The 6,596-nt window shown below is 38.1% G+C and carries 4 protein-coding genes and 1 pseudogene; 4 read left to right on the plus strand and 1 reads right to left on the minus strand.

The features are described from left to right. Positions 1-331 precede the first annotated feature (331 nt). The 3 genes and pseudogenes from I6F53_RS19685 to I6F53_RS19695 form a co-directional block, all read left to right on the plus strand. Positions 332-2,473: a YjbH domain-containing protein gene (locus I6F53_RS19685; protein ID WP_197240879.1), complete on the plus strand. Its 2,142-nt coding sequence runs from the start codon at positions 332-334 to the stop codon at positions 2,471-2,473. A gap of 677 nt (positions 2,474-3,150) precedes the next feature. Beyond that, positions 3,151-4,719 (plus strand): hypothetical protein, encoded by a 1,569-nt coding sequence (locus I6F53_RS19690; RefSeq protein WP_166421676.1) that lies wholly within the window; start codon positions 3,151-3,153, stop codon positions 4,717-4,719. Positions 4,720-5,199: 480 nt separating this feature from the next. After that, positions 5,200-5,424: pseudogene (locus I6F53_RS19695) on the plus strand (DUF4277 domain-containing protein); the annotation flags it as partial. A 65-nt stretch (positions 5,425-5,489) separates the two neighbouring features. Here the strand turns inward: I6F53_RS19695 and tnpA are convergent. Next, the gene (tnpA, locus tag I6F53_RS19700) at positions 5,490-5,885 is read right to left on the minus strand and encodes an IS200/IS605 family transposase (RefSeq protein WP_197240880.1); all 396 of its coding nucleotides are present in this window, start codon (positions 5,883-5,885) and stop codon (positions 5,490-5,492) included. Between the two features lie 38 nt (positions 5,886-5,923). Between tnpA and I6F53_RS19705 the strand changes: the two genes are divergently transcribed. Beyond that, the coding region (locus tag I6F53_RS19705; RefSeq protein WP_197240881.1) for an RNA-guided endonuclease InsQ/TnpB family protein at positions 5,924-6,596 on the plus strand (673 nt) is incomplete at its 3' end.

The following is a 6,596-nucleotide window of genomic DNA, read 5'->3' on the forward strand; positions in this document are numbered from 1 at the left end:
AAGTTTGCTGTTGGATCTGAGAAAAAAGAAGCAGCCTAGCATTCAAAAGCTAGACTGTAGAAGCCCATTGATCGACACGTAGTGGCGTCGATGGGTAGTTCACAAAAGTGATCACCTCTTTAATGAATACCATACGTTTGGTGGACATCTGATTATTGAATAGTTAAAAGAGAAAAAAAGATAAGTTGAAGTAAGGCATTTGAGGAACGCCAACGTCAAAGAAACTTAAAAAGTTCATAATTTTATAAAGTAAATCTAAGGCTTTAAGTGGTGGGTATGTTATATTGACGTTAATGTAAAAAATTATATATTAATGACACGGACTTATATTATGTACAGAGTTAGGCCTTTATTTGTGGGTGGTTTAGCAACCTTGTGTTTACCGGCCTTTGCAGCCGACGAGTTAGCTAGTTTTCAGTCATTCAATGGCTACACAGGGTTAATTAATACCCCTACAGCAGAGGTGTTAGACACTGGCATAATTGATATCGGTTACAATAATCAACTGGATCTTCGTGGCAGTAAGTACGAAGACGGGCACAACTATATATTTTCAGCGGGTTTATTTGACGGCCTTGAAGTGAGTGGCCAAATAGCTGCAAACTCCATGAACGATAATTTGTTTTATACTGAAGGGCGCGGACAAACACGTGATCTTTCATTTAATGCTAAATATCAAATACCGTACATTCCTAAAAATTGGTTTAGCTTAGCGTTTGGCGCTAAAGATGTTGGTGGCGCTGCTAATAATTATGAAACGTATTATGCGGTAGCCTCTAAAGAACTCGGTGATTTTAGATTCAGTGCAGGTATATCTAAAAGTGAGCGCTTAACAGGGCAAATGGATGGTGCTTTTGCAGGCATTGAATGGCAACCTTTTGATTGGTTTACTTTGCAAGCTGAGCACGATGGTGAGGCTGAAAATGCAGCTGCGCGTATCACAATCCCTAAAAAGTGGCTTTATGATGTCGGTACATTGACGTTAACGAGCCGATTTTATAGTAGTAGTGATTTTGATGAGGAAAGTACCTATTGGGGTGTTAACTTTAGTACGCCACTAACCAGCAGTGTTAAACACGCATCTGCCGAGCCTGCACCTCAGCCTGTAAAGAAACAAAGTATTGGGGGCAATAGCCCTGATCCACAGTATTTAATAGCAAAAAAATCAGCAGTTAAAAATAACGCGTTAGAAGTTCAGTCTACTCACGATATTCCACGTCATGTTGCACAGCACCATACTGAAAAAAATAGTGCGTCAAAAAATGTTAATAGGCAAGTTTCATCCCTTAAAGCTAAGTTAGCGCAAGATGGGTTTGAAAATCTACTTGTCGGCTTTAACTCGCAAAATCAAATAATAGTTCAGTTTGAAAACTCAATATTTAACCGTAATGATATTGATGCATTTGGTTTGGTGCTAGGGCGTATAGCTGAATATATTACACCTGCTAATGCTCAATTTAATGTTGTGCTTGCTAAGTACGACATACCATTAATGAGTATTACCGGGCAAGTTGATAACTACCGTGAGTTTATTGAAGGCAACTTAACTCCCGATCTCAATGTTACAAAGGGTGCTTTAGTAATGCCAAAAGGTGTTACGTGGGTCGGTTTAACTCGTACTAATAGCCCTTACTTTAAGCCTCGTGTTACTTTTGGCCCTGCTTTAACAAATAGTTATGCGACTGAGCTGGGTGTATACGACTTTTCACTTGCGTTGCGTGCAGATATAGACATCCCTCTATGGTATGGCGCAGGTGTAACGGCGGGTGGCCAAGTACATGTCGCTAATAGCGACGACTTTGATAAAGATGCGCCTTTTAGGCGTTTACGTGAAAAAACAGGAATTGACCGTGCAGTTTTTTATCAAACTTTAGAGCTACCGTTTGGGTTGTATAACCAAACACAAGTGGGTTTCTTTAAAGAAACTTACGACTATACAGGTATAACCAATGAAACAACGTGGTTAAGCGATGCCGGTCGTCACAAAGTAACAGCTAACGTCGGCTACTTTGAATATGAAGATTACCAAGGTAATCGTGATTATAAAACACTGTCGTATCAGTACAATTGGGTTGAGAAAAACATAACATTACATGCAACAGCCGGCGAGTTCTGGAGTGAAGATACGGGCGCTAAAGTAGAAAGTCGTTTCTGGTTTGGCGATAGTTACTTGTCATTATTTTTAGAAGATACTGCAGTAAGAAAAGTGGGTATTGCTTTTAGTATTCCGTTAACACCACGAAAAGATATGAACGTAACCCGTTTTGGTCAAGTTAAAGGCGCAGAGGCTTGGCGACATACTGCGAGCACTCAAATAGGTGAGTCACATAACCAATTGGTATTTAACCAAGGCTATACGCCTAGTACAGCAATTAGTTTAGACAAAACTTTTTTAAACCAGGGACGTATGTCTAGCGATTACATCTACGGCAATTTATCTAGGCTAAAAGATGTTTATATAAAATATAAATAGTTTGGGTTATTTTAAAGTTTAAAAGTGCATTACTTTTGTAGTGTGCTTTTTCAGTAAATTGTGGAAAAACCCAGTGATAAGAGCGAAGCGATGTCGCTGGGTAGTTTATTATTAATTACAACTAGTAACATGAGCCTGTAACACCATTAGCGGCTCTGTGATGAAGTATCGATATAATTTTAGTTTTGAGTTCATACATAAATATATGACTTGTTTTCTTCATATATAGTTAAATAGTCGATACTTTAGATGAGTGACTATTTTTACAGATAAGTCACTTAAAGCTACTTTTAGTGCCTATATAAGTGTATTCAACACTAACTAAGTTAGTTAATAAGTGTTATATTTGAGTTAATTGAGACTTGATTTTATTCTAGAAAACATAGAACGATAGTAACTTTATTAATTAATAGTTCACATTTGTTGTGCTTTTATCGATCTATATTTTATTTTTGATATGATATCTGGGTACACAGTGGCGCTTTTTTGTATCTAATTGCATAATTAGTTCACTAATTTATTAAGAATATATTGTTAAAATGTACTAGAATTGGATATAATTTGGACTAAAATATAGTTCGTAATAATTACGATGTTACTAAGTATTACATTAGTGGTTTTTTTTAATCCACTATAAACTTAAAATATTAATTGAAATGGAAATAAAAGGACTCCCTATGTTTACTAATAAAAAATCACTATTGGCTTTATCTGTTGCTTCAGCTGTTGCCTTAAGTGGTTGTGGTAGCGACAAAGATAATAACGAACCAGTAGCTCCAGTTGTACCACCAGTTGTTGTTGTGGTACCTCCTCAAGCAGCCGCTGAAATTACATCTGTTGTTGTAGGTAGCGTTGTAGATAGCGCTACGTCTAATGTTGTTGCTGCTAAAGTATCATTTTTAGAAGCTGGTGTAGCTGCTACAAACTTAGTTGATTTAGATGGTAACGCTGTTACTTCAATGGATTTGGAAGATGGTAGTTTTTCGTTTGTAGTAAAAGACGGCGCTAGCGTTTCTCAAGTTACAGCAATCGTAAGCGCTGATGGCTATGTAACTAAAAGTTACGTTATTAACCTAGCTAAATTAAGCGAAGGTGATGTTGACGTTCAATTACCAGTTGTTTCTCAAGATACTGACGGTGTGGCTAGTCTTAGCACTGATGCTGCAGTTTCTGGTGGTAGTTCAGCAGACGATATCGAAGCATCTTCTGGTGAAAATAAAGGGAAAGCGACAGCAAGTGTAAAAATTCCTGCTGGCACTACTTTAAAAGATGCTGAAGATAACCTGATTACTGGTAGCACTTTAAAATTAAAAGTGACGGCTGCTGATACAAGCACTTCTGCTGGTTCTTCAATCACTCCACAAGGCTTAAATGCTGCAGGTTCTACTTCTGTACTTAAACCTGTTGGCGTTGCAAGTGTTGAAATGACAAACGACGCTGGCGTGAAAGTTAAAAAATTCTCACAACCTATCACTGTTTCAATGGCTATTCCTGCGAGCAAAGGTGTTCAGCCTGGCGACGAGCTAAGCCTTTCTTCACAAAATGAAGATACGGGTGTTTGGTCTGCAGAAACACAAAAGGTAACTGTAGGGAGCTTAGTTGCTTCTGGCAACTACTACAACGCAAGTTTTGAAACTAATCACTTAACATTTTATGCTGCGACTGAAGTTAAAGAAGCATGTACTGCACCTATACGAATTTTAGCTACTGGTGATGCTATCCCTGCGTCAGGCTTAATTGTTTCATACAGTTCAGATGACCTTAACGGCAGTGACAGAATTACAGCCGATGATCTTGCAGTTATCGCTGATAACGTATCTACTGATGATACTGCAATAGTTACAGTAAAAGATGCTGATGGTAACGTTTGGTTTGAATCAGCTTCAGAAGTTGCTGTATGTGGTGACATTAATGTTGCACTTGCAAACCCTGTAACTTACGTATCAGAGTCATTTGCAATTAACGGTACTTGTAGCAATGGTGCAGAATCATTTGTTGCTTCAGGCGCTGCTGTATTCTACAACCGTGACGGTAAAGCTCCAAAACGTGCAATGGGCGATGGCGCTGGTAACTACGCATTAAACGATTTAGTTAGTGGTGAAACTTATTCACTAACAGCTACTTTTTCTGGTGAGTTAGCTTCAATTGAAAAACTTACTGCTTCAGTAACTGCTGATGACACTGACGAATCAGCATCTGTTTCGTTTGAGTGTTCAACTACTACTGGTTCAACTGGCGGTAACTAATTTATTAGTAATACATATGGACTGATGTCCTAGTGTAAATTTAAAGCCGCAGAAATGCGGCTTTTTTATGTCTGTTTTTTAAATAATTGATGCTTCGTCTTGATAATAATACTTAATCATTTTGCGGGACTAAACGTGTCGCTACCTGCGTTAAAAAGTTCTCATTTAGAACAACTAAATAGCGAATTTTTTACCTGGCTATCAACACGTTTTTCCAGCCTCAAAATAGCTCACTTAATTAAGCGAATTGGTATAAGGTTAATAAATTCAATGATTTGCGTATTTAGTACACGCTGCGAGGTCATGCTTTAGGATTTAAGTTAACGGTCATAAGGCAAGCTACATTATGCTGCTCTACCTAAAAAGCAATTAAGTACTCTATATCAGACATTGATCAGACCAATATCAAAAATTTCGATTTAATTTAAGCGCTTAGACCTCCTTAATTTGATAAAATAACACCTCAACTTTGAGGTGTATATGAATCTAAAAATCAAACGGTTAGACCATCACGGTATTGTTTCTGCTGTTATAGAAGACTTAAAAATTGTCAGCCTTTTAGATCGCTACTTACCTCAAGACGATAAACAAGAAATCACCCCTGGTGAAGCCGTAAAAGGCATGATCATGAATGGACTCGGTTTTGCCAATCGACCTTTATCACTCAGCCCTCAATTTTTTACTAACTTGCCTCTTGAACATTTATCGAATCTTTCCGAGAAAACCCATTGATCGACGCGAAGCGGCGTCGATGGGATGAATCGGAATAACTAGCCCTGATCTTGAATGTATTTTCGAATTGTATCAGCAGAAGCATTTCCAACTGAGCAAACAAAATACCCGTCAGACCAAAAGGTTTTCTCAATCCAGAATTGCTTTTTCAACCACTTAAATCTCGACCATAGGCTTTGTGTCGTTGATTGTTTAATTCTACGGACATAACTCGCAACACAAATGGTCGGGGAAATCGAAAGCAATATATGTATATGATCTTTGTCTACCTCGATCTCTTCAATATTAAATTCTGAGCGCTCTGCAATTTCAGAGATTTTTTGTTTTACACATTCACCTAAGTTACCTTGTAGCAATTGCCTTCTATATTTCACAACTAAGATTAAATGTAACGCTATTAGATAGTTGCAGTGTGATTTAGTTTCATATTCCATCTTGACAACCCTTTCACATACAGTGGTCTATACAGTACATGAAAAAGACGCTTAGATACAATTACAGACTGAATCCTACGCCAGAGCAAGAAGCTAAACTCATCGAGTTTGGCGCGACAGCGCGTGGTATTTGGAACTTATTGCTATCTGAAAATAGGCGTCGATATGAGTTCGATAAAACATTCTTGTTCTACAAAGATATGGCCTCGCTTCTTAAGGAAATAAAGCCTTTTGAAGAGTTTACGTGGATTAAATCTTTTGACTCGGCAGCAGCTCAGCAAGTTGCTCGCGACTTAGAAACAGCGTTAAAGAACGCAATCTCGAAAGGCCGTTTGCAGCGCTTTCCAAAGCATAAAATCTCATACAAACAGAAAAAACTTCACAACGATTCATTTCGAGCGGTAAACAATTCTAATTGCATCCGTATTGAAGATGGCACTATCAGTATTCCAAAAGTTGGTAAAGTGCCTATCATTTTACATCGCGAACTGGCTAGCAAAATCAAAACGGTCACTATTCAGTATCGCCACGGTAAATGGGAATGCAGTATTACTCAAGAAGTGGAGTGCAAAACAGCGCTTCGCGTTTTAAAAACTATCACAGGTTTTGACACTAACTCAAAGCAAACGGTAGTTGGCTCGAACGGCTACGTGGCCGACAATCCAAAATTTTTAAAGCAATCAAAAGCAAAATTAAATCAATTGCAACGTC

The sequence above is a fragment of the Pseudoalteromonas sp. SWN29 genome, assembly GCF_015864465.1.
Classification (GTDB): domain Bacteria; phylum Pseudomonadota; class Gammaproteobacteria; order Enterobacterales; family Alteromonadaceae; genus Pseudoalteromonas.

What these genes read in the sequence shown, in the direction of transcription:
- tnpA (WP_197240880.1), bottom strand. Translation starts at nt 5,885, where the DNA reads ATGGAATATGAAACTAAATCACACTGCAACTATCTAATAGCGTTACAT.
- I6F53_RS19685 (WP_197240879.1), top strand. Translation starts at nt 332, where the DNA reads ATGTACAGAGTTAGGCCTTTATTTGTGGGTGGTTTAGCAACCTTGTGT.
- I6F53_RS19690 (WP_166421676.1), top strand. Translation starts at nt 3,151, where the DNA reads ATGTTTACTAATAAAAAATCACTATTGGCTTTATCTGTTGCTTCAGCT.